This window comes from Streptomyces sp. NPDC006393 (genome assembly GCF_040628575.1).
GTDB lineage: Bacteria > Actinomycetota > Actinomycetes > Streptomycetales > Streptomycetaceae > Streptomyces.
The window spans coordinates 1-22,191 of sequence record NZ_JBEXZD010000080.1 but is presented as its reverse complement, the minus strand read 5'-3'; the positions used below and the strand labels follow the sequence as shown (position 1 = coordinate 22,191).

Below are 22,191 nucleotides of genomic sequence, written 5' to 3'. Positions count from 1 at the left end.
CAGCGCGGTCCGCCTGTGGACGACGGGCACCCCTGGCCGTGGACGACGAGCGCCCCGCCTGTGGACGACTTCATCACGATCCGGTCTCAGGGGCTTGTTTCCGACTGTGTAATCGTTTCCAATCCTCCGTGTAATCGATTCCACGAGGAGGTGGAACGGACGATGGCGAGCATCAAGGACGTCGCCGCCGAGGCGGGCCTGTCCGTCGCCACGGTCTCGCGCGTCCTGAACGACCACCCGTCGGTGAGCCCCGAGGCGCGCACCCGTGTGCTGGCCGCCGTCGCGACGCTGGGCTACCGCCCGAACGCCGTCGCCCGGTCCCTGCGCACCGACACCACCCGCACCCTCGGCCTGGTCATCAGCGACGTACTCAACCCGTACTTCACCGAACTGGCCCGCTCCGTCGAGGAGGAGGCGCGCGCGCTCGGCTACAGCGTGATCATCGGCAACGCCGACGAGCGGCCCGACCTCCAGGACCACCACGTCCGCACCCTCCTCGACCGCCGGATCGACGGCCTGCTGGTCTCCCCCACCGACGGCGGCTCCCCGCTGATGCTGGACGCCGCGCGCGCGGGGACACCGATGGTGTTCGTCGACCGCTGGATCAGGGGCGTGGACGTGCCGGTCGTCCGGGCGGACGGGCAGTCGGCCGTGCGGGACCTGGTCGCGCATCTGTACGGGCTCGGGCACCGACGGCTGGCCATCATCGCGGGACCCGCGGCCACCACCACCGGCCGCGAGCGCGTGGACGTCTTCCGCGCGGCGCTGGCCGACTACGGGATCCCCCTCCCCGACGTCTACACCGGCCAGGGCGACTTCCAGGCCGAGAGCGGCCGGCGGGTCACCGAAGGCTTCCTCGACCTGCCCGAGCCGCCCGAGGTCGTCTTCGCCGCCGACAACCTGATGGCGCTCGGCGCGCTGGACGCGATCCGCGCGCGCGGGCTGCGGGTGCCCGACGACATCGCGCTCGCCGCGTTCGACGACATCCCGTGGTTCGTGCACACCGATCCGCCGATCACCGCCGTCGCCCAGCCCACCGGCGCACTGGGGCGCGCCGCCGTACGGGCCCTGGTCGACCGCATCGAGGGCCGCACCCCCCGGTCCGTCACCCTCCCCGCCCGTCTCGTCGTACGCCGCTCGTGCGGCGAGCCCCCCGCAACGAACAGGAGCAAGCCGTGAGCAACCCGGACGAGTTGCTGCGCATCGAGGGCATCCGCAAGACCTTCCCGGGCGTGGTCGCGCTGGACGGCGTCGACTTCGACCTGCGCCGCGGCGAGGTGCACGTGCTGCTCGGTGAGAACGGCGCGGGCAAGAGCACCCTGATCAAGATGCTCTCCGGCGCCTACACCCCCGACGCCGGACGGATCCTGGTCGGCGGCGAGGAGATGCGCATCCAGGGCGCCCAGGACTCCGAACGCCTCGGGATCGCCACCATCTACCAGGAGTTCAACCTGGTCCCCGATCTGACGGTCGCCGAGAACATCTTCCTGGGCCGCCAGCCGCGCCGCTACGGGATGATCGACCGCAAGCGCATGGAGGCCGACGCCGCCGTCCTCCTGGAGCGCGTCGGTGTGAACGTGTCGCCCCGCGCGCGCGTGCGGGACCTCGGCATCGCCCGCCTTCAGATGGTGGAGATCGCCAAGGCGCTCAGCCTCGACGCCCGCGTGCTGATCATGGACGAGCCGACCGCCGTGCTCACCTCCGAGGAGGTCGACAAGCTCTTCTCGATCGTGCGCGCCCTGCGCGCGGACGGCGTCGGGGTCGTGTTCATCACGCACCACCTGGAGGAGATCGCCGCCCTCGGCGACCGGGTCACGGTCATCCGCGACGGCCGCAGCGTCGGCCAGGTGCCCGCGTCCACGCCCGAGGACGAGCTCGTACGGCTCATGGTGGGCCGCTCCATCGAGCAGCAGTACCCGCGCGAGCGTCCCGAGACCGGTCCCGCGCTGCTCTCCGTCGAGGGGCTCACCCGGGACGGCGTCTTCCACGACGTCAGCTTCCAGGTGCACGCCGGCGAGGTCGTCGGCATCGCGGGCCTGGTGGGCGCCGGCCGTACGGAGGTGGTCCGCGCGGTGTTCGGCGCCGACCCCTACGACAAGGGCGCCGTGACGGTCGCGGGCGCCCGGCTCAGGCGCCACGACGTGAACGCGGCCATGGCGGCCGGGATCGGCCTCGTACCCGAGGACCGCAAGGGCCAGGGCCTGGTCCTGGACGCCTCCGTCGAGGAGAACCTCGGGCTCGTCACCCTCCGCTCGGCCACCCGCGCGGGCCTCGTCGACCTCAAGGGTCAGCACCGGGCGGCCGAGCGCATCGCCGGGCAGCTCGGCGTCCGGATGGCCGGCCTCGGCCAGCACGTGCGCACCCTGTCCGGCGGCAACCAGCAGAAGGTCGTCATCGGCAAGTGGCTGCTGGCCGACACCAGGGTGCTCATCCTCGACGAGCCGACGCGCGGCATCGACGTCGGCGCCAAGGTCGAGATCTACCAGCTCATCAACGAACTGACGGCCGCCGGCGCCGCCGTCCTGATGATCTCCAGCGATCTGCCCGAGGTGCTCGGCATGAGCGACCGGGTGCTGGTGATGGCCCAGGGCCGGATCGCGGGCGAACTCCCCGCCGACCAGGCCACCCAGGACGCCGTGATGGCCCTCGCCGTCAGCACCCCCACGACCCCCACGACCCCCACCACGTCCACGACCGGAACGGAGACCTCCCGTGGCCACTGACACGCTCAAGAGCACGACGGGCGCGGGTGGCGCCTCGGGCGGCCTGCGCCGCCTGCTGCTCGACAACGGCGCGCTGACCGCGCTCATCGTCCTCGTCATCGCCCTGTCGGCGCTGTCCGGTGACTTCCTGACGACGGACAACCTGCTCAACATCGGCGTCCAGGCGGCCGTGACCGCCATCCTCGCCTTCGGTGTCACCTTCGTCATCGTCTCCGCGGGCATCGACCTGTCGGTGGGTTCGGTGGCGGCCCTGTCGGCCACCGTGCTGGCCTGGAGCGCCACCTCGGCCGGGATCCCGGTCGTCCTCGCCGTCGTCCTGGCCGTCGCCACCGGCATCGCCTGCGGCCTGGTCAACGGCATCCTGATCGCCTACGGCAAGCTGCCGCCGTTCATCGCGACGCTGGCCATGCTGTCGGTGGGCCGCGGTCTGTCCCTGGTCATCTCCCAGGGCTCCCCGATCGCCCTGCCCGACTCCGTCTCGCACCTCGGTGACACGCTCGGCGGCTGGCTGCCGGTGCCCGTGCTGGTCATGCTCGTCATGGGCCTGATCACGGCGTTCGTGCTGGGCCGGACCTACATCGGCCGCTCGATGTACGCGATCGGCGGCAACGAGGAGGCGGCCCGCCTGTCGGGTCTGAAGGTCAAGAAGCAGAAGCTCGCGATCTACGCGCTGTCCGGTCTGTTCGCCGCCGCCGCGGGCATCGTGCTCGCCGCCCGGCTGTCCTCCGCTCAGCCGCAGGCCGCCAACGGCTACGAGCTGGACGCGATCGCCGCCGTCGTCATCGGCGGCGCCTCGCTGGCGGGCGGCACCGGCAAGGCCTCGGGGACGCTGATCGGCGCGCTGATCCTCGCGGTGCTGCGCAACGGCCTCAACCTGCTGTCGGTGTCCGCCTTCTGGCAGCAGGTCGTCATCGGTGTCGTGATCGCGCTGGCCGTGCTGCTGGACACCGTGCGCCGCAAGGCCGGGGCGACCCCGACGGCCGCGGGCACGGGCAGCGGCGGCGGCAAGGGCAAGCAGGCGGCGACGTACGGGCTGGCGGCCGCGGTCACCGTGGCCCTGGTGGCCGCGACCTCCCTGCTGCACACCGGCTCCGGCTCCACCACCCCGAAGATGGGCCTGTCCCTGTCCACGCTGAACAACCCGTTCTTCGTGCAGATCAGGTCCGGCGCCCAGGCCGAGGCCAAGAAGCTCGGCATCGACCTGACCGTCACCGACGCCCAGAACGACGCCTCCCAGCAGGCCAACCAGCTCCAGAACTTCACCAGTTCCGACCTCGGCGCGATCATCGTCAACCCGGTGGACTCCGACGCCGCGAGCAACTCGGTCAAGGCCGCCGACAAGGCGAGCATCCCGGTGATCGCCGTCGACCGGGGCGTCAACAACGCGAAGACGGACGCCCTGGTCGCCTCCGACAACGTGGCCGGCGGCGAGCTGGCGGCCAAGACCATCGGCGAGAAGCTGGGCGGTAAGGGGAAGATCGTGATCCTCCAGGGCCAGGCGGGCACCTCCGCCGCCCGGGAGCGCGCCGCCGGCTTCGCCCAGGGCCTCAAGGCCTACCCGGGCATCGAGGTCGTGGCCCAGCAGCCCGCCGACTTCGACCGCACCAAGGGCCTGGACGTGATGTCCAACCTGCTCCAGGCGCACCCCGACGTCCAGGGCGTGATCGCCGCCAACGACGAGATGGCGCTCGGCGCGGTCAAGGCGCTGGGCTCGAAGGCCGGCAGGTCCGTGCAGGTCGTCGGCTTCGACGGCACCCCGGACGGCCTGACCGCCGTGAAGAACGGCACGCTCTACGCCTCCGTCGCGCAGCAGCCGAGCCAGCTGGGCCGGATCGCCGTGGACAACGCGCTGAAGGCGGTCCAGGGCAAGAAGGTCGAGTCGACGGTGAAGGTGCCGGTCAAGGTGGTAACGAAGGAGAACGTGGCCGGCTTCAGCGGCTGACCCTGCGGCCCGCCCCCGGCGAGGGGGCGGGCCCTGTGTGAGGAGACACATGTACGACTACGACCTCCTGGTCGTGGGGTCGGCCAACGCCGACCTGGTGATCGGCGTCGAGCGGCGGCCCGCGGCCGGGGAGACCGTGCTCGGCTCGGACCTGGCCGTCCACCCCGGCGGCAAGGGCGCCAACCAGGCGGTCGCCGCCGCCCGTCTCGGGGCCCGTACGGCCCTGCTGGCCCGGGTCGGCGACGACGCGCACGGCCGGCTGCTGCTCGACTCGCAGCGGGCGGCCGGCGTCGACCCGGTGGGCGTGCTGGTCGGCGGCGCGCCCACCGGTGTCGCGCTGATCACGGTGGACCCGTCCGGGGACAACAGCATCGTGGTCTCGCCGGGCGCCAACGGCCGGCTCACGCCCGAGGACGTCCGCGCGGCGGCCGGTCTGCTGCGGACCTCCCGGGTGGTCTCGGCGCAGCTGGAGATCCCGCTGGAGTCGGTGCTGGAAGCGGTACGGCACCTGGCGCCCGGCAGCCGTTTCGTCCTGAACCCCTCGCCGCCGCGCCCGCTGCCCGGGGAACTGCTCCGGGCCTGCGACCCGCTGATCGTCAACGAGCACGAGGCGAAGGTGATCCTCGGCGGCGAGGAGGCGGGCGACACCCCGGAGGACTGGGCGCGAGCGCTGCTCGCCCACGGCCCGCGTTCGGTGGTCGTCACCCTGGGCGCCGAGGGCGCGCTGGTGGCGTCCGCCGAGGGCACGACCCGGGTGCCGTCCGTGAAGGTGGAGGCCCTGGACACCACGGGCGCGGGCGACGCGTTCACCGCCGCCCTGGCCTGGCGGCTGGGCGCCGGGGCGTCTCTGGCCCAGGCCGCGGCCTACGCGGCCCGGGTCGGCGCGGCGGCCGTGACGAAGCGCGGCGCACAGGAGTCGTATCCGACGGCGGAGGAGGTCGACGCCCTGTGAAGAAGGCGGGCATCCTCAACCGTCACCTCTCGGGCGCGCTGGCCGAACTCGGTCACACCGACGAGGTGCTGGTGTGCGACGCGGGCATGCCGATACCGGACGGGCCACGCGTGGTGGACCTGGCGTTCCGCGCCGGAGTGCCGTCGTTCGCGGAGGTCCTGGACGGCCTGCTGGCGGAGCTGGTGGTGGAGGGCGCCACGGCGGCCGAGGAGGTACGCGGCGCCAACCGCGCACTGCTGGAGGGCCGCTTCCCGGACCTCGCCCTGGTCCCGCACGAGCGGCTGAAGGAGCTGTCCCGCGGCGCGCGTCTGGTCGTACGCACCGGTGAGGCCCGGCCGTACGCGAACGTGCTGCTGCGGTGCGGGGTGTTCTTCTGAGCCGCCCGGCACCGGGTGACCGGTCAATACGAGGGGGCCTGGTCCGTGGACCGGGCCCCCTCGGCTTTCCCCTCCTGCTTCCCCCACCTGCATCGGAGTCCTCGTGCGATCCCCCCAGATCCCCCCCGAGGAGTTCCGATGACAGGTACGACACACGGGGTGCCGGAAGGGTTGCACCGTCTCCGGGATTATTTTTCGGGGTCGCCGGGACTATTCTCCGGGCGTCCGGATCACGTGCGCCGCGAAGCGCTCCGCCGTCTCCGCCAGCACCTCGCGGCCGTCACGGGCCCACAGTCCGTCGTTGAACAGCTCGACCTCGATGGGCCCGGTGTAGCCGGCCGCCTCCACGTACCCCTTCCACTGCCGCATGTCGATGGCGCCGTCGCCGATCTGGCCACGGCCGTCGAGGACGCCGGCCGGGAGGGGGGTGGTCCAGTCGGCGAGCTGGAAGGTGTGGATGCGGCCGCCGGCGCCCGCGCGGGCGATCTGCTCGGGGGCGCGGTCGTCCCACCAGATGTGGTAGGTGTCCACGGTCACGCCGACCTGGTCGGCGGGGAAGCGTTCGGCGAGGTCGAGGGCCTGGGCGAGGGTGGAGACCACGCAGCGGTCGGCCGCGTACATGGGGTGCAGCGGCTCGATGGCGAGGCGCACGCCGCGCTCGGCCGCGTAGGGCCCGAGGACGGCGAGGGCGTCCGCGATGCGCTCGCGGGCCCCGTGCAGGTCCTTGCTGCCGGCGGGGAGTCCGCCGGAGACCAGCACCAGGGTGTCCGTGCCGAGCGTGGCGGCCTCGTCGATCGCCGCGCGGTTGTCGTCCAGCGCTCCGGCCCGCTCGGCCGGGTCGGTCGCCGTGAGGAAGCCGCCCCGGCACAGGGTGGTGACGGTCAGGCCCGCGTCCCGCACGAGCTTGGCGGCGGCCTCCACGCCGTACGCCCGCACCGGCTCGCGCCACAGGCCCACGCTCCCGACGCCCAGCTCGCGGCAGGCCTCGGCCAGTTCGGGCAGCGACAGCTGCTTCACCGTCATCTGGTTGATGGAGAAACGGGACAGTTCCTGGTCGTTCATGCGTTCACTCCGTACAGCGACAGCAGGTTCCTCATCCGGTCCTCGGCGAGTGCGGGGTCCGGGAACAGGCCGAGGCCGTCGGCGAGTTCGTAGGCGCGGACCAGGTGCGGCAGGGAGCGGGCCGAGTGCAGGCCGCCGACCATCGTGAAGTGCGACTGGTGTCCGGCGAGCCAGGCCAGGAGGACCACGCCCGTCTTGTAGAAGCGGGTGGGGGTCTGGAAGAGGTGGCGGGAGAGTTCGACCGTCGGGTCGAGCAGGGCCCGGAAGCCGGCCACATCGCCGGTGTCCAGGGTCCGTACCGCCTCGGCCGCCAGGGGACCCAGCGGGTCGAAGATGCCCAGCAGCGCGTGGCTGAAGCCCTGCTCGTCGCCGGCGATCAGCTCGGGGTAGTGGAAGTCGTCGCCGGTGTAGCAGCGCACGCCCCGCGGCAGGCGGCGGCGCAGCTCGACCTCGCGCCGGGCGTCCAGCAGGGAGATCTTCACGCCGTCCACCTTGTCGGGGTGGGCGGCGATGACCTCCAGGAAGGTGTCGGTGGCCGCGTCCAGGTCGGCCGAGCCCCAGTAGCCCTCCAGGGCCGGGTCGAACATGGGTCCGAGCCAGTGCAGGATCACCGGCTCGGCGGACTGACGCAGCAGATGGCCGTAGACCTCCAGGTAGTCGTCCGGGCCCTGGGCCGCGGCGGCGAGGGCGCGCGAGGCCATCAGGATCGCCTGGGCGCCCGCCTCCTCGACGACGGCGAGCTGCTCCTCGTAGGCGGCCCGGACCTCCTTGAGCGTGCCCGTGGCGATCTGGTCGGTGCCGACGCCGCAGGCGATGCGCCCGCCGACGGCGCGGGCCTCCGCCGCCGACCGGCGGATCAGCTCGGCCGCGCCGGCCCAGTCCAGGCCCATGCCGCGCTGCGCGGTGTCCATGGCCTCGGCCACGCCGAGGCCATGGCTCCACAGATGGCGGCGGAAGGCGAGGGTGGCGTCCCAGTCGACGGCGGCGGGCGTGTCGGGGCCGGCGTCGGCGAGCGGGTCGGCGACGACGTGCGCCGCGGAGAAGACCGTACGGGAGGTGAGCGGGGTGCCCGGGGAGATCTCCAGCGGCCGGATGCGGGGCTCGTAGGTCCGCAGCCCGCCCTGGAAGTCGGGGAGTCGGATGGTCACAGCGAGATCTCCGGTACGTCGATGCGGCGGCCCTCGGCGGCGGACCTCAGGCCAAGTTCGGCCAACTGCACGCCGCGGGCGCCGGCGAGCAGGTCCCAGTGGTAGGGGGCGTCGGCGAAGACGTGCCTGAGGAACAGCTCCCACTGGGCCTTGAAGCCGTTGTCGAACTCGGTGTTGTCGGGCACCTCCTGCCACTGGTCGCGGAAGGCCTCGGTGGCGGGGACGTCCGGGTTCCACACCGGCTTGGGGGTGGCCGAACGGTGCTGGACGCGGCACCGGCGCAGGCCCGCGACGGCGGATCCCTCGGTGCCGTCCACCTGGAACTCCACCAGCTCGTCGCGGTTGACGCGGACCGCCCAGGAGGAGTTGATCTGGGCGATCGTGCCGCCGTCGAGCTCGAAGATGCCGTAGGCGGCGTCGTCGGCGGTCGCGTCGTAGGGCTTGCCGTTCTCGTCCCAGCGCTGGGGGATGTGGGTGGCGGTGAGCGCCTGGACGGAGGTCACGCGGCCGAACAGCTCGTGCAGGACGTACTCCCAGTGCGGGAACATGTCCACGACGATGCCGCCGCCGTCCTCGGCGCGGTAGTTCCAGGAGGGGCGCTGGGCCTCCTGCCAGTCGCCCTCGAAGACCCAGTAGCCGAACTCGCCGCGCACGGACAGGATCCGGCCGAAGAAGCCGCCGTCGATCAGGCGCTTCAGCTTCATGAGGCCCGGCAGGAAGATCTTGTCCTGGACGACGCCGTGCTTGATGCCCTTCTCCTGGGCGAGCCGGGCGAGTTCGAGGGCGCCGTCCAGGCCGGTGGCGGACGGCTTCTCGGTGTAGACGTGCTTGCCGGCGGCGATCGCCTTGCGGATCGCCTCCTCGCGGGCCGAGGTGACCTGGGCGTCGAAGTAGACGTCGACGGACGGGTCGGCGAGGACCGCGTCCAGGTCCGTCGAGAAGTGCTCCAGGCCGTGCTTCTCGGCGAGCGCCTCGAGCGCGTGCTCGCGCCGGCCGACCAGGACCGGTTCCGGCCACAGCACGGTGCCGTCGCCGAGGTCGAGTCCGCCCTGCTCGCGCAGGGCGAGGATCGAGCGGACCAGGTGCTGGCGGTAGCCCATGCGCCCGGTCACGCCGTTCATGGCGATCCGCACCGTCTTGCGTGTCACGTCAGTCCCTCCGTACGCCGTCGCGTGCCGCGTGGGCCCCAGCGGTCTTCCTGGCAAGCTTGGCAGCAAGCGCTTTCTATGCACTGAGAAGCTAACCTCTCCGCAGTGGTGGGGACAAGAGCCCGCGCGGACCGTCTTGTTCGAGGGGGCGAACAGGCGGTTGGATACGCCCGACGAGATGCGCGACCGGAGGACGACGACATGACGGTGACCCTGGCGGACGTGGCGGCCCGCGCCCAGGTCTCGCCCGCGACGGTGTCGCGCGTGCTGAACGGCAACTACCCGGTGGCCGCCTCCACCCGGGAGCGGGTCCTGAAGGCCGTCGACGAGCTGGACTACGTGCTCAACGGGCCCGCCAGCTCCCTCGCCGCGGCCACCTCCGACCTGGTCGGCATCCTGGTGAACGACATCGCCGACCCGTTCTTCGGGATCATCGCGAGCGCGATCCAGTCCGAGATCGGCGGTCCCGGGGGCCGGGCGGGCGGGGAGAGGCTGGCGGTTGTCTGCAACACGGGCGGCTCACCGGAGCGCGAGCTGACCTACCTGACCCTGCTGCAACGGCAGCGGGCCGCGGCCGTCGTCCTGACCGGCGGGGCCGTGGAGGAGGGACCGCACGCGGCGGCCATCGCGGCGAAGCTGCGCAAGCTGGCCGACGCCGGCACCCGGGTGGTGCTGTGCGGCCGGCCCCCCGTGCCGGACGCCCGGACCATCGCCCTCACCTTCGACAACCGCGGCGGGGCACGGCAGCTGACCGAGCACCTGATCGGCCTCGGCCACCGGCGCCTCGGCTACATCGCGGGACCGGAGGAGCGGACGACCACCCGCCACCGCCTGGAGGGACACCGCGAGGCGCTGGCGGCGGCCGGTGTGGAGGAGGACCCGCGCTGGACGGTGCACGGCCGCTACGACCGCCGCTCCGGCTACGAGGCCACGCTGGAACTCCTGCGCCGCGACCCCACGCTCACGGCGGTCGTCGCCGCCAACGACTCCGTGGCGCTGGGCGCGTGCGCGGCCCTGCGCGAGTCCGGGATGCGCATCCCGGAGGACGTCTCGGTGGCGGGCTTCGACGACCTCCCGTTCAGCGTCGACGCGGTGCCCTCCCTCACCACGGTCCGCCTCCCCCTCACGGACGCGGGCGCCCGCGCCGGCCGCATCGCCATGGGCCGCGAGGACCCCCCGCCCGGCGGAATCGCCACGGTCCGGGGCGAGCTGATGGTGCGGGGCTCGTCGGGGGTACCCCGAAGCTGACCCGGGCGGGCGACCGACGCGGGGCGCGGGGCTCACTCGGGTGCGAGCGCCCGCGCGCAGGCGCCGGCAAGTGCGGGGACGAGGGCACGCTCGGGCGCGCGGGCCGGGGTGCGCGTCGCGGGGAGCGCGGGACGGAGGTTCTGCGCGCTCAGGCGCGGGCGCGTGAGGTGGGTGTGTGGCCTGGTCGAGAGCCGAGGCCGGGGGCCGAGCCGAGAGCCGAGGCCGGGGGCCGAGCCGAGAGCCGAGGCCAGGGGGCGGAGCCGGGGCCGGGACCGGGGCGGGGCCGAGAGCCGAGGCCGGGAGCCGGGCCAGAGCCGACGCCGGGGCCGACGCCGGGGCCGGGACCGGGGCGGAGAACCGACGCCGGAGGCCGAGGCAGAGCCGACGCCGGGGCCAGGGCCGGGGCGGAAAGCCGACGCTGGGGCCGAGCCAAGGCCGACGCCGGGGGCCGGGCCAGAGCCGGGGCCGGGACCGGGGCCAGGGCGCAGAGCCGACGCCGCGGGCCGGGCCAGAGCCGACGCCAGGGCCGGGGCGGAAAGCCGACGCCGGGAGCCGGGCCAGAGCCGGGACGGGGCCGAGAGCCGAGGCCGGGAGCCGGGCCAGAGCCGGGGCCGGGCCGAGAGCCGAGGCCGGGAGCCGGGCCGGAGCCGGGACCAGGGCCGAGAGCCGACGCCGGAGGCCGGGCCAGAGCCGAGGCCGGGACCGGGGCCGAAAGCCGACGCCGGGAGCCGAGCCAAAGCCGACGCCGGGACCGGGGCCGAAAGCCGACGCCGGGAGCCGAGCCAAAGCCGACGCCGGGACCGGGGCCGAAAGCCGACGCCGGGACCGGGGCCGGGGCACAGAGCCCACGCCCCGGGCCGAGCCAGAACCGACGCCGGAGCCGGGCCGGAGCCGGGGCCGGGGTCGGGGCGGAGCCGGGGCCGGGGTCGGGGCGGAGAGCCGACGCCGGGGGACCAGGGGCGGGGGTGGAGGCCGGGGCCAAGGCCGGGGGCCGGGGTGTGCGGAGTCTGTGTCGCGGGGTTGGGGAAAGACGAGGTCGGATGGTGGCGGCCGTGGCGCGAATCCTCCATTCGTCCTCCCGTCGCGGGCGTGTGGGGCGGGTGGGCGCGGGTAGGGTCGCGGGGTATGAAGCTGGCGTTCTCCACGCTCGGGGTTCCCGGGCTGTCCGTGCCGGATGTGGTGCGGCTGGCCGCCTCGTGCGGGTATCACGGTGTCGAGCTGCGCGCCCATCCCGAGGAACCCGTGCATCCCGGGATCGGGTCCGCGGAGCGGGCCGAAGTGGCTGAGGCCTTTTCGGCGGGCGGGGTGGAGATCCTGGGGGTCGCGGGGTACGCGCGGGTCGCCGCGCCCGGTGACGACGACGCCGTACTGCGTGAGGTCCGCGGACTCGTCGAGCTGGCAAGGGACTTGGGCGCGCCCTTCGTGCGGGTCTTCCCGGGGGGCGATCCGGGGCGGCCGCGCGAGGAGGCGGACGCCGTCGCCGCGCGGCGGATGGCCGCCGCCGCCGAGTACGCCGCCGAGGCCGGGGTCCGCGTCCTGCTGGAGACGCACGACTCGCACCGCACCGGTGCCGACGCCCTCCGCGTCCTCGGCCCGGTCGGTCACCGCGCCGCCGGTGCCCTGTGGGACGTGATGCACACCTGGCTGGGCGGCGAGCAGCCCTCGGACACCTTTGCCGCGCTCTCCCCGTATCTCGGATACGTGCAGGTCAAGGACATCGCGTCGGTCGAGGACACCACGCCGCTGCCCCTGGGGACGGGGGTGCTGCCCCTCGCCGAGTGCGTGGACGTGCTCTCCCGCGGCGGCTGGGACGGCTGGCTGTGCTGGGAGTACGAGAAGCGGTGGTACGAGGCGGCGGCCCCGCTGCCCGAGCTGCTCGGCCCCGGCCGGGAGCATCTGGCCCGGCTGCTCAACGAGTCGGCGTAGCCTCGCGCGTCGGCCCGGCCTCGCTCCGCCCGGCCCTCCGGGCCGCCTCGCGCACCCTCGCCTCCAGGCGCGCCCTGGCCTGCGGCCAGTCCGCCGCCGTGATCGAGAAGATCGCGGAGTCCCGCAGCCGATCGTCCTCCCCCGGCGCCCAGGAGCGGGACCAGTTGCGCAGCACGCCCTCGAAGCGGGCGCCGACGCTCTCGATCGCGGCCCGGGAACGGCTGTTGCGGGCGTCCGTCTTGAGGTCGACGCGGGAGACCCGCCACTCCTCGAAGGCGTGCCGGAACAGCAGGTACTTCGCCTCGGCGTTCACACCGGTGCCCTGCGCCGAGCGGGCGAGCCAGGTGAAGCCCACCTCCACGGCGTCCAGCCGGTCCTCCGTCCGCCAGCAGCGCGGCTCCCAGTACGCCGTTGCGCCGACCACCCGTCCGGTGGCCAGGGAGATCTGCGCGTAGGGCGCGAGCCGGCCGGTGGCCGCGCGGGCGAGCTGGGCGTCGATGTAGTCCGCGACCTCGTGGGTCCGGGGCACCCAGGTGTACGCGTACGTGTCCCGGTCCTCCTCCGCAGCCTTGGCCAGCTCGGCCGCGTGCCGGTGCTCCAGCGGCTCCAGCCGCACGAGCCCGCCCTGGAGAACCGGCCCCTTCAAGATGTACGTCACGGCGGGAGTCTGGCGCACCGGTCCGGTGGCGTCGAACGGATTTCCCTCCGCCTGTGGTCATCGCACGGTCAAGGGATGGCCAGTCGGCGGCCAAATGGCCGTACGGGTTGCGCATGCGACCGGTCCCCCGTTCCGACATAGCCGGATTTGCTCCTTCGCACGCTCGTTACTGTGACGGCGCCCGGACGACCGACCGCGCCGGGCGGCGAACGGCGAGCGGCGCACAGCGGGGAGGAGAGCAAGCGGTGGAGGTGCCCATACGGTCGCGGCTCTACGACTACTACGACTCCGTCGAACACGTCGGGCCGCAGCCGCCGCCCGACGTGTCGCCGCAGGCGGCGGAGCCCCGTCGCTCGCGGCTTCTCGACTACGTCGAGGCTCAGCCGCCCGCCCCTCGGGCCGCCGCCGGACCTCCTGGTCCCCGGCCCGGCGTTCCGCCGTACCACACGCCCGTGTTCGTGCCGGCCCATCCCCGGTACGTCGCGGCGGAGGACGGCGCGGGCCGCCGCGTCCGCGTGCCGTTCGTCGCCTGCGAACTCTTCGCGGATGTGACGAACGGCACCGTCGCCTTCGCCTTCACCACGCTGGACAGGCTGGTGGCCGCGCTGGGCGAGGCCCAGCCGTGGGTCGCCGCCTCGATCGGGCCGCTGGCCGAGGGGATGCGCGAGCACGGCGCGACCGTGCTCCTCGATCCCCGGATCGCCCCGCGTCACCCCAACTGGCGGCCGCAGGACCTGGCCGCGTACGCGCGAAAGGTGCGCTGATGCCGGCGGACTTCAAGGCGGTCATGAGTGACCTCACCTCGATGGCCAAGACCTTCCACGACCAGGCCCGCGCCTACCGGGAGTTGCGCCCGAGCGTCACCCCGCCCGTCGCCGACGGCGGCGACGGCGGGCTGGACTCGGCCGTCAAGGAGGTCGCCCACCTCATCTCCGCCCTGCACCTCGGCTTCGCCGACCGGCTGGACGACCACGGCGACCTGGTCGCGAGGTCCCGCGACTCCTTCCGGCGGCACGACATCGATGTGCACGGTCTCTTCGAGGATCTGATGGTGGGTGACGGCTGATGGGTGACAGCTGGGTCGGCGGTGACATCGGCGGGCTGCGCACGATGGCCGACACGTACAAGAACGCGAAGAATCATCTGGAGGAGGTCGTCCGGCCGGTCAGCGGCGAGGTCGAGCGGCTGGTGGGCGACGCCCGGTGGAAGGGCGACGCGGCCGAGACCTTCCGTGGCCGCTGGAGCGAGGACGCGCTGACGGCCGGCGCGTTCGCGCAGCTCGTCCATGACGCGGGCGACATCCTCGGCACGCTCGCCGACGCGCTCTCCGGCTGCGAGCGGGCCCTGCAGAACGCCGAACACACCGCAGTGCGCAAGGGCGTGCCGATGGGCGACAAGGGCGTGCCACGGCAGTTGGTGACGGCCGATCCGCCCAGCGCCGAGGACCACAGGGCGATCTCCGCTATGACCGAGTACGCCAAGGTCCGCACCGAGATCCTGCACACCGCGCAGCACGCGCGGCTGGTCGCGGCGGACAGGCTGCGGGCGTTGTACGCGCAGGTCACCGATCCCGTCTCGCCCGGCGACAAGATCACTCTGGCCGACATGCTGCGCGGGCTGTACGCCGCCGAGGCCGAGGACACCCGGGCCGGCGGCAAGGCGGCCCGGAAGCTGATCGACGAGGCCAGGGCCGAGGAACAGGCCGCGAAGAAGGAACTCCGCGCGGAACGCAAGGCGTACCAGAAGGCGGGCAAGGCCCTTCCCAAGGATCTCCCGGCCAAGGGCGCCTACCGCGACGCGATCGCCCGGGTCGAGGCGCTCGAGGAGGACATCGCCGGCGCCGAACGCGGGAGCAGCGCCCTGCCCTACGACCGCCAGCTCAACGTGAAACTGGCCGATGCCGCGGACGCGCTGCGCCTGGGCAGGAGCCTGGAGGACCTGCCGGACTTCCTCAAGGAGATCCCGGTCCTGGACGTGGCCGCGGCCGGGGCCTGCGGGGTGCTGGAGGCGTCCGACGACCATGACAAGGGCTGGTCCTGGCAGCACTCCCTGGTCGTCGACGGCGGGGCGAACCTGGGCGGGCTGGCCGCCGGTGCGGCGGTCACCGCGGGCGTGGTGGCCGCGGCTCCCTTCGAGCTGAGCGCGGGTGTGGTGGCCGGGGTCGGCGTCGTCGCGGCGGTCGGTGCGACCAGCATCCTCGACCACTCCTTCCACGAGCACTGGAGCGAGGACATCCACGAGCACGGTGTGGTCGGCGGTGTGCTCCACGGCTCCGGACACGTCCTGTCGGAGACCGGGGACGACTTCGAGCGATACGGGAAGGACATCTGGCACGGTGTCACGAGCATCTTCTGAGACCGCCGGCTCGGCGGCGCCCGCCCGGCTCCCGTCCCTGCCGGGGCTGGGCACCAGTTGGTACGAACGCGGGGCCGGCTACTGGCTGCGCCGCGTCCGTACGGCAGTCCTTCTCCTCGCCGTGATGGCCCTGCTCTGCTTCGCGTCGATCTCCCTGTACCAGGGGTTCCGCACCGTGCTGCCCGCGGGCGGGCGTCCGGTGGCGGACTGGGCGCAGGTGGCCGCCTCCTGCGCGGCGCTGGTCTGGGGGTGGGTGGTGCAGCGCCGGGACCACGCGCGGAAACTCCAGGACCCGCCCACTCCCGAGGAGTTCCGGGCCCGCAAGCGCGCGGAGGTCCGCGGTTCGGTGAAGTGGGGTGTCGCCGGCCGGGGTCTCCTGGCGCTGGCGGCACCCGTCATGCCGGCCTTCGCCGCCTGGTGCGTCGGCTGGGCGCTGGCGACGCTCACCGTCCGCGAGTACCCGAGCGAGGTGGGCGCCCGGCGGGCGCTGGCGGGACAGTGAGATCCGGTGGGGTGCCGAGTACGTCCTCGGCGGTCCGAGCAGGCCCGTCGGCGCCCGCGCCCGGCTCCCGCTCCCGGCTCGGGGTCCGTGTCGTGTGCGGGTTGCTGCTGGTCACCGGCCTGGCGCTGCTCGGCGTCGGGGCTCGCGACGCCGCCTACGCCACGCGCCTCGCCGGGACTCCGGGGACCTTCCGGGTGCTCTACGCCGACCGCGCCTACGGCGACGGACGGAGCAGCGGCGGCTTCCGCATGGTCTGGCACGGCACCTTCACCTCGGCCGACGGCAGGGTGACGGACGACGACGCCGTACTGCGGGACGAGTCCGACGGCCACCGGCCGAACGCGCGTCTCCCCGTCACCCGGGCCGGCGCGGGCACGTACTACACCGCCCGGCCGAACTACGCCCTCGGTTGGCTGACCCTGGCGCTGGCGGGAGGCAGTCTCGTCGCCACGGCCTTCCCCCTCCTCCGCTTCGGCGGGGCGTACCGGCACCCGGGCCGTCCCGGGCCACGCCGGTTCCGGACGGGTCTGCGGGTGGCCTGGGGGTGCACCGCCGCGTGCGGGGCGGTGGCGCTCCTCGCGGCGGTGGTGGCCTGACGCGGTGACGGTCCGACCCGGCCGCCACCGCGCCCGGGGCGCCGGTGGCGGCGGGGCGCGGTGGCGCCCGGGGCGCCGGTCCTCACATGTTGATCATGTGACCCGCCAGGCCGTGGATCGCCTCCTTGACCGCCTCGCCGAGTGTGGGGTGGGCGTGGACGTTGCGGGCGACCTCGTGGACGGTCAGGTCCCACTGCTGGGCCAGGGTGAGTTCCGGCAGCAGTTCGGTGACCTCGGGGCCGATGAGGTGGGCGCCGAGGAGTTCGCCGTGCTGTCCGTCGCTGATGACCTTCACGAAGCCGACGGCGTGGCCCAGTCCGTGGGCCTTGCCGTTGGCGCTGAAGGGGAACTTGACGACCTTGACGTCGAACCCGCGCTCGCGCGCCTGGGCCTCGGTCCAGCCGAAGCTGGCGACCTGCGGCTGGCAGTAGGTGGCCCGCGGGATCATGACGTAGTCCAGCTCCATGGTCTCCGCGTCCGCGATGGTCTCGGCGGCCACGATGCCCATGGCCTCGGCGGCGTGGGCCAGCATCAGCTTGGCGGTGACGTCACCGATCGCGAAGATGTGCGGCACGTTCGTACGGCAGCGGCCGTCGACGTCGACGGCGCCGCGCTCGGTGAGACGGACACCGGTGTTCTCCAGGCCGTATCCCTGGACGTTCGGCGCGAAGCCGATGGCCTGGAGGACCTTGTCCGTCTCCAGGACCCGGCGGTCACCGCCCTTGTTCACCGTCACCCGGACCCGCTCGCCGGAGTCGTCGATGGCCTCCACGGCGGTGCCCGTGAGGACGTCGATGCCGAGCTTGCGGTAGTGCCGGGCGAGTTCCTTGGAGACCTCCTCGTCCTCCAGCGGGACCATGCGGTCGAGGAACTCCACGATGGTCACGTCCACGCCGTAGCTGCGCAGCACGTACGCGAACTCGACGCCGATCGCGCCGGCACCGGCGATGACGATGCTGTCCGGCAGCGTCTCGCTGAGGATCTGGCTCTCGAAGGTGACCACCCGGTCCGACAGCGAGGTGCCGGGCAGCAGCCGCGGGCTGGCGCCGGCCGCGATGATGCAGTGGTCGAAGGTCACGGTCTCGGTGCCGCCGTCGGAGCGGGTCACGACCAGGGTGTGGTCGTCGGTGAAGGTGCCGCGGCCGTCGAACTGGGTGATGGCGTTCTTCTTCATCAGATAGTGAACGCCCTTCACCCTGCCGTCCGCGACCTTGCGGCTGCGCTGGTAGGCGGGCCCGTAGTCGGCCGAGACGTCGTCGCCCACGGCGATGCCGTAGGACTTGGCCTCGTTCTGGACGAACTGGACCATCTCGGCGTTGCGGAGCAGGGCCTTGGAGGGGATGCAGCCGACGTTGAGGCACACCCCTCCCCAGTAACGCTCCTCCACGACCGCGGTGGTGAGGCCGAGCTGAGCGCTGCGTACTGCGGCGGTGTAGCCGCCGGGACCTGCTCCCAGGACAAGAACGTCGAAGTGTTGGCTCACAAGGCCACCTTCGTCCGAACCGGACGGACCTACAACCGGGATGCCTCGCCACCCGCTGTGACCTTGCCCTCACCGATCACCGCGGGGGCCGTCGCGGCGGCCCCGGGCCGGCGGCGGCTCGGCGCGAGCGAGGTCAGCGCCACCCCGCCGACCAGCAGTGCCGCCGCGCACCAGCGCAGGCCGGTGACCGGCTCGCCGAGGAACAGGCCCGCGGAGGACATGCCGAACACCGGGACGAGGAGGGAGAAGGGGGCGACCGTGGAGGCGGGGTGGCGGCGCAGCAGCAGGCCCCACGCGCCGAAGCCGAACACCGTGGTGACCCAGGCGACGTACAGGACGGTGGCCGCGCCCTGCCAGTCCAGGGCGCGCAGCGCGGCCAGGTCGCGTGCGGGGCCCTCGGTCAGCAGGGAGAGGCCGAGCAGCGGCAGGACCGGGACGGTGCTGACCCAGACCATGAAGTTCAGGGCGTCCGGCGGGGCCGCCTTGCGGGTCAGCACGTTCGAGGCGCCCCAGCAGGCCGCCGCCGCGATCACCAGGGCGAAGGCGCCGAGGGGGCCCGAGGTGCCCTCGTCCACGGCGGCCAGGGCGATCCCGGCGAGTGCCACGCCCATGCCCACCAGCCGCAGCCGGGTGGGCCGTTCACCCAGTGCCGCGAACGCGAACAGGGCGGTGAAGACCGCCTGGATCTGGAGGACCAGCGAGGACAGCCCGGCCGGCATGCCGGCGTCCATCCCCACGAACAGCAACCCGAACTTGGCGACCCCGAGGACCAGTCCCACCGCCACGATCCACTTCCAGGCCACCTTCGGCCGGCCCACGAAGAGGACGGCGGGCAGCGCGGCGGCCAGGAAGCGCAGCGCGGAGAACAGCAGCGGCGGGAAGTGGCCGAGGCCGACCTCGATGACGGTGAAGTTCACGCCCCAGACGGCGGTGACGAGGACGGCGAGAAGCACATGAGGCGGTCGCATGCGTCGAGGATCACTCGCACCGACCGTGAAGCACCAGCGATGATTGCTGCACTGTTGAATGAAGGATCGCTAATCGGTTGTGGGCGCCCGCCGTCTCGCTCACCGATTCATCCGGCCCCGGGAGGAACCGTGCTCGATCTCCAGCGTCTGCGCGCCCTGCACGCCGTGTCCGTGCACGGGACCGTCGGCGCGGCCGCCACCGCGCTCGGCTACACCTCCTCCGCCGTGTCCCAGCAGATCGCCAAGCTGGAGCGGGAGACCAGGACGGTGCTGCTGGAGCGCGAGGGACGCGGGGTGCGGCTCACCGACGAGGCGCACCAGCTGGTCGCGGCGGCACGGGAGTTGCTGGCGATCGTGGAGCGGGCGGAGACCGAGCTGGAGGAGCGGCGCGGGGTGCCGGCCGGGCGGCTGACGATCGCGGCGTTCGCCTCGGCGGCGCGGGGGCTGCTGCCGCCCGTGCTGGCGGATCTCGCCCGGCGGCATCCCGCGCTGGACGCCCGGCTCAGCGAGGTCGACCCGCATCTGTCGGTGGACCTGGTCGCCAAGGGCGCCGTCGACCTCGCCGTCGCGCACGACTGGGACATCGCGCCGCTGCCCGCGCCGGCCGGGGTGGAGCCGGCGGTCATCGGCGACGACCTGTGCGACCTGCTGGTGCCGGTCGGGCATCCGTTCGCGGGCCGGACGGCGGTGCGGCGCTCCGAACTGGGCGGAGAGCGGTGGATCTGCCAGCCGCCGGGCCGGGTCTGCCACGACTGGCTGCTGCGCACCCTGCGCGCGGCCGGTCACGAGCCGGACGTCGTCCACCAGGCCGAGGAGAACCCGACGCTGGTCGCCCTGGTCGCCGCCGGACTCGGTGTCGCGCTCATCCCGCGCCTGGGTCGCGGTCCGCTGCCGGAGGGCGTCGTCGAGGTCCCCCTGGACCCCATGCCGGTGCGCCGCCTGTACGCGCTGTGGCGCACCGGCGCCGCCCGCCGCCCGGCCATCGCGGAGACGGTCCGCACCCTGCGCGACCACTGGCCGGCGGTCGCGTCCCACGGCTGAGGGGCCCCGGGCGGGAACCCCCGCGGGCTCGCGCACGTCCCATCGGCACGGCGCCGGACGAGTCCGCGCGGTGCGGTGTCGGCCCTCGCTGCCGGGCGACCGCCGACCACCCTCTCCTCCGCACCGCGCCCGGTGGCCCGCCGTCATCGGCGCTCCCCCCTCCCGCAGCGCCGGTGACGGCCCCTCACCTCGCGTGCCGGTGCTGCGCGTTCCCTTGACTGGCAGAAACTTCCCGGATATTGGTGACTCCTCGGAAGTTTCCTTCAAGCGACTCAGCCGACTCTCCAGCGGAACTCCTCCGGAAGGAGCGCACGTGCACGACGCCAGCACGGACGACCCGGGAAGACCGGGACACCCCGCACGCCCCTCCCGACGTACCGTCCTCGCCGCCACCGCCGGTCTCACCGCGGCCCTCGCGGTCCAGGGCACCGGCACCGCCCACGCCGCATCCCGCGACGACAAGAAGCTGCGCGCCCTCATCTCCCGGATGACGCTGGAGGAGAAGGTCGGCCAGCTCTTCGTGATGCGGGTCTACGGCGCCTCGGCCACCGACCCCGACCAGGCCGACATCGACGCCAACCTCAAGGAGATCGGCGTCCGCACCGCCGCCGAGCTGATCGCCAAGTACCGCGTCGGCGGCATCATCTACTTCGCCTGGGCCCACAACACCCATGACCCCCAGCAGATCGCCGATCTGTCCAACGGGATCCAGCGGGCCTCCCTCGAACAGCCGCGCGGCCTGCCGTTGCTCGTCGCCACCGACCAGGAGCACGGCATCGTCTGCCGCGTCGGCAAGCCCGCCACACTCTTCCCGGGCGCCATGGCGATCGGCGCCGGCGGCTCCACCGCCGACGCCCGCACCCTCGGCCGGATCTCCGGCGCCGAGCTGCGCGCCATGGGCATCAACCAGGACTACTCCCCCGACTCCGACGTCAACGTCAACCCGGCCAACCCGGTCATCGGCGTACGGTCCTTCGGGGCCGACCCGGAGGCCGTGGGCCGGCTGGTGGCGGCGGAGGTGCGGGGCTATCAGGGCTCCCGGGTGGCGGCGACCGCCAAGCACTTCCCCGGGCACGGCGACACCGCCACCGACAGCCACTACGGCTTCCCGGTCATCACCCACAGCCGCGAGGTGTGGGAGCAGCTGGACGCCGTGCCGTTCCGGGCCGGGATCCGGGCCGGTATCGACTCGATCATGACGGCGCACATCCAGTTCCCCGCGCTCGACGACTCCGGCGACCCGGCCACCCTCTCCCACCCGATCCTCACCGGCATCCTGCGCGGCGAGCTCGGCTACGACGGCGTCGTGATCACCGACTCCCTCGGCATGGAGGGCGTCCGCACCAAGTACGGCGACGACCGGGTTCCGGTCCTGGCGCTGAAGGCGGGCGTGGACCAGCTGCTCAACCCGCCCTCCCTGGACGTCGCCTGGAACGCGGTCCTGGCGGCCGTGCACAGCGGGGAGCTGACCGAGGCCCGGCTCGACGAATCGATCCTGCGCATCCTGCGGCTGAAGGCGAAGCTGGGCCTGTTCGACGAGGCCTACACCACCCAGGCCCGCGTCAGCCGCACGGTCGGCACCCGGGAGCACCTGGCCGCGGCCGACCGCATCGCCGAGCGGACGACCACGCTGCTGGTCAACGAGGGCGGTCTGCTGCCGCTGTCGCGACGCAGCCACAACAAGGTCCTCGTCGTCGGCGCCGATCCGGCCTCCCCGTCGGGCACCACGGGGCCGCCCACCGGCGTGCTCGCGGCCGCGCTGACCGAACTGGGCTTCACGGCCACCGCGCTGTCCACCGGCACCGCCCCGTCCGCGGCGACCATCGACAAGGCGGTGGCGGCAGCGGCGGACGCGGACGCCGTGGTGGTCGGGACGTACAACGTCACGGCGAGCAGCACGCAGAAGACGCTGGTGGAGCGGCTGGTGGCGACGGGCAGGCCGGTGATCGCGGTCGCCGTCCGCAACCCGTACGACGTCGCCCAGCTCCCCTCCGTGCCCGCCTTCCTCGCGGCCTACTCCTGGACCGACGTGGAAGTGCGCGCCGCCGCCCGTGTGATCGCC

General features: G+C 73.4%; 20 protein-coding genes. 14 read left to right on the top strand and 6 right to left on the bottom strand.

Features of this window, described 5'->3' with window-relative positions:
• The first annotated feature begins 162 nt into the window (after positions 1-162).
• The 5 genes from ABZ484_RS27215 to rbsD are packed head-to-tail and all read left to right on the top strand — an operon-like array spanning position 163 to position 5,994.
• Positions 163-1,179: a LacI family DNA-binding transcriptional regulator gene (locus tag ABZ484_RS27215; RefSeq protein ID WP_358868558.1), complete on the top strand. Its 1,017-nt coding sequence runs from the start codon at positions 163-165 to the stop codon at positions 1,177-1,179.
• Positions 1,176-2,723 carry a sugar ABC transporter ATP-binding protein gene (locus ABZ484_RS27210; protein ID WP_358868557.1) on the top strand — a complete coding sequence of 516 codons (1,548 nt, stop codon included), beginning with the start codon at positions 1,176-1,178 and terminating at the stop codon, positions 2,721-2,723. The genes ABZ484_RS27215 and ABZ484_RS27210 overlap by 4 nt, the downstream gene beginning before the upstream one ends.
• On the top strand, positions 2,713-4,665 hold the full coding sequence (locus tag ABZ484_RS27205; protein ID WP_358868556.1) for a substrate-binding domain-containing protein: 1,953 nt from the start codon (positions 2,713-2,715) through the stop codon (positions 4,663-4,665). The genes ABZ484_RS27210 and ABZ484_RS27205 overlap by 11 nt, the downstream gene beginning before the upstream one ends.
• A 49-nt stretch (positions 4,666-4,714) precedes the next feature.
• The gene (locus ABZ484_RS27200; RefSeq protein WP_358868555.1) at positions 4,715-5,617 is read left to right on the top strand and encodes a ribokinase; all 903 of its coding nucleotides are present in this window, start codon (positions 4,715-4,717) and stop codon (positions 5,615-5,617) included.
• The gene (rbsD, locus tag ABZ484_RS27195; RefSeq protein WP_358868554.1) at positions 5,614-5,994 is read left to right on the top strand and encodes a D-ribose pyranase; all 381 of its coding nucleotides are present in this window, start codon (positions 5,614-5,616) and stop codon (positions 5,992-5,994) included. Before ABZ484_RS27200 ends, rbsD begins: the two co-directional genes overlap by 4 nt.
• A 210-nt stretch (positions 5,995-6,204) precedes the next feature.
• Here rbsD and ABZ484_RS27190 read toward each other — a convergent pair whose 3' ends face one another.
• The 3 genes from ABZ484_RS27190 to ABZ484_RS27180 are packed head-to-tail and all read right to left on the bottom strand — an operon-like array spanning position 6,205 to position 9,352.
• On the bottom strand, positions 6,205-7,056 hold the full coding sequence (locus tag ABZ484_RS27190; RefSeq protein ID WP_358868553.1) for a sugar phosphate isomerase/epimerase family protein: 852 nt from the start codon (positions 7,054-7,056) through the stop codon (positions 6,205-6,207).
• Positions 7,053-8,204, bottom strand: a complete 1,152-nt coding sequence (locus ABZ484_RS27185) for a dihydrodipicolinate synthase family protein (protein ID WP_358868552.1) — start codon at positions 8,202-8,204, stop codon at positions 7,053-7,055. Before ABZ484_RS27185 ends, ABZ484_RS27190 begins: the two co-directional genes overlap by 4 nt.
• Positions 8,201-9,352, bottom strand: a complete 1,152-nt coding sequence (locus ABZ484_RS27180) for a Gfo/Idh/MocA family oxidoreductase (protein WP_358868551.1) — start codon at positions 9,350-9,352, stop codon at positions 8,201-8,203. The genes ABZ484_RS27185 and ABZ484_RS27180 overlap by 4 nt, the downstream gene beginning before the upstream one ends.
• Before the next feature lie 201 nt (positions 9,353-9,553).
• Here ABZ484_RS27180 and ABZ484_RS27175 point away from each other — a divergent pair, with 201 nt between their 5' ends.
• Positions 9,554-10,600, top strand: coding sequence for a LacI family DNA-binding transcriptional regulator (locus ABZ484_RS27175; RefSeq protein ID WP_358868550.1), 1,047 nt, complete (start codon positions 9,554-9,556; stop codon positions 10,598-10,600).
• Positions 10,601-11,725: 1,125 nt separating this feature from the next.
• Positions 11,726-12,526: a sugar phosphate isomerase/epimerase family protein gene (locus ABZ484_RS27170; RefSeq protein WP_358868549.1), complete on the top strand. Its 801-nt coding sequence runs from the start codon at positions 11,726-11,728 to the stop codon at positions 12,524-12,526.
• On the opposite strand, the gene ABZ484_RS27165 is transcribed toward ABZ484_RS27170, so the two are convergent.
• Positions 12,510-13,184 (bottom strand): GNAT family protein, encoded by a 675-nt coding sequence (locus tag ABZ484_RS27165; protein WP_358868548.1) that lies wholly within the window; start codon positions 13,182-13,184, stop codon positions 12,510-12,512. The genes ABZ484_RS27170 and ABZ484_RS27165 overlap by 17 nt on opposite strands.
• Positions 13,185-13,429: 245 nt before the next feature.
• Here ABZ484_RS27165 and ABZ484_RS27160 point away from each other — a divergent pair, with 245 nt between their 5' ends.
• The 5 genes from ABZ484_RS27160 (at position 13,430) to ABZ484_RS27140 (ending at position 16,637) form a co-directional block, all read left to right on the top strand.
• Complete coding sequence (locus ABZ484_RS27160) at positions 13,430-13,948, top strand: SAV_915 family protein (RefSeq protein ID WP_358868547.1); 519 nt, start codon at positions 13,430-13,432, stop codon at positions 13,946-13,948.
• On the top strand, positions 13,948-14,250 hold the full coding sequence (locus tag ABZ484_RS27155; protein WP_358868546.1) for a DUF6317 family protein: 303 nt from the start codon (positions 13,948-13,950) through the stop codon (positions 14,248-14,250). Before ABZ484_RS27160 ends, ABZ484_RS27155 begins: the two co-directional genes overlap by 1 nt.
• Positions 14,250-15,539 carry a hypothetical protein gene (locus ABZ484_RS27150; protein WP_358868545.1) on the top strand — a complete coding sequence of 430 codons (1,290 nt, stop codon included), beginning with the start codon at positions 14,250-14,252 and terminating at the stop codon, positions 15,537-15,539. The genes ABZ484_RS27155 and ABZ484_RS27150 overlap by 1 nt, the downstream gene beginning before the upstream one ends.
• Entirely contained in the window at positions 15,520-16,041 is a 522-nt protein-coding gene (locus tag ABZ484_RS27145; protein WP_358868544.1) for a hypothetical protein, read from the top strand. The genes ABZ484_RS27150 and ABZ484_RS27145 overlap by 20 nt, the downstream gene beginning before the upstream one ends.
• Positions 16,042-16,133: 92 nt before the next feature.
• Positions 16,134-16,637: a hypothetical protein gene (locus ABZ484_RS27140; protein ID WP_358868543.1), complete on the top strand. Its 504-nt coding sequence runs from the start codon at positions 16,134-16,136 to the stop codon at positions 16,635-16,637.
• Positions 16,638-16,719: 82 nt separating this feature from the next.
• On the opposite strand, the gene lpdA is transcribed toward ABZ484_RS27140, so the two are convergent.
• Positions 16,720-18,120, bottom strand: coding sequence for a dihydrolipoyl dehydrogenase (gene lpdA / locus ABZ484_RS27135; RefSeq protein WP_358868542.1), 1,401 nt, complete (start codon positions 18,118-18,120; stop codon positions 16,720-16,722).
• 29 nt (positions 18,121-18,149) lie between these two features.
• On the bottom strand, positions 18,150-19,088 hold the full coding sequence (locus ABZ484_RS27130; protein ID WP_358868541.1) for an EamA family transporter: 939 nt from the start codon (positions 19,086-19,088) through the stop codon (positions 18,150-18,152).
• 129 nt (positions 19,089-19,217) lie between these two features.
• Between ABZ484_RS27130 and ABZ484_RS27125 the strand changes: the two genes are divergently transcribed.
• Together ABZ484_RS27125 and ABZ484_RS27120 are read left to right on the top strand one after the other, a co-directional pair.
• Positions 19,218-20,129, top strand: coding sequence for a LysR family transcriptional regulator (locus ABZ484_RS27125; RefSeq protein ID WP_358868540.1), 912 nt, complete (start codon positions 19,218-19,220; stop codon positions 20,127-20,129).
• Between the two features lie 313 nt (positions 20,130-20,442).
• Positions 20,443-22,191, top strand: a 1,749-nt coding sequence (locus tag ABZ484_RS27120) for a glycoside hydrolase family 3 N-terminal domain-containing protein (RefSeq protein ID WP_358868539.1), incomplete at its 3' end; no start/stop codon positions are given.